The sequence below is a fragment of the Streptococcus sp. GMD1S genome, assembly GCF_000296875.1.
Classification (GTDB): domain Bacteria; phylum Bacillota; class Bacilli; order Lactobacillales; family Streptococcaceae; genus Streptococcus.
In genome coordinates this window covers 1-647 of the sequence record NZ_AJQY01000258.1, presented here as the reverse complement: position 1 = coordinate 647, position 647 = coordinate 1, and the positions used below count along the sequence as shown (strand labels likewise).

Annotated in this window: 1 protein-coding gene and 1 pseudogene; both read left to right on the top strand. The window is 43.1% G+C overall.

From position 1 onward, the window contains the following. Positions 1 to 147, top strand: a pseudogene (locus tag GMD1S_RS11905) (16S rRNA (cytosine(967)-C(5))-methyltransferase RsmB); the annotation flags it as partial. A 15-nt stretch (positions 148 to 162) separates the two neighbouring features. Further along, positions 163 to 647 (top strand): protein phosphatase 2C domain-containing protein (locus GMD1S_RS08650; RefSeq protein ID WP_000401526.1); only part of this gene is annotated, 485 nt, incomplete at its 3' end.

Here is a 647-nt window from a genome sequence, read left to right as displayed (position 1 = left end):
TTTTTAGAAAGTCATCCCGAGTTCGAGCAGGTTAAACTAGAACACGAATGTAAAGATATCCTGAAAGATGGCTGCATCCTGATTACTCCTGAATTGTATGGAAGTGATGGATTCTTTATCAGCCAATTTCGCAAGATATCAGAATAGGAAGGAACTGACACAATGGAAATAGCATTATTAACAGATGTTGGTCAGAAACGGACAAATAATCAGGACTATGTCAATCACTTTGTCAACCGAGCAGGACGCACTATGATCATCTTGGCTGACGGGATGGGAGGACACCGTGCAGGAAATATCGCTAGTGAGATGGCCGTAACAGACCTTGGTGTGGCTTGGGTGGATACCCAAATTGACTCAGTCAATGAAGTTCGTGAGTGGTTTGCCCACTACCTGGAGATTGAAAATCAAAAAATTCATCAACTAGGTCAGGACGAAGCCTACAGAGGTATGGGAACAACGCTAGAAGCTGTTGCGTTTATTGACAACCAAGCCATCTATGCTCACATTGGAGATTCTCGTATCGGTTTGATTCGTGGAGAAGAATACCACCAGTTGACAAGTGACCATTCTTTGGTCAATGAATTGCTCAAGGCTGGGCAATTGACTCCAGAAGAAGCAGAAACTCACCCTCAAAAGAATATCAT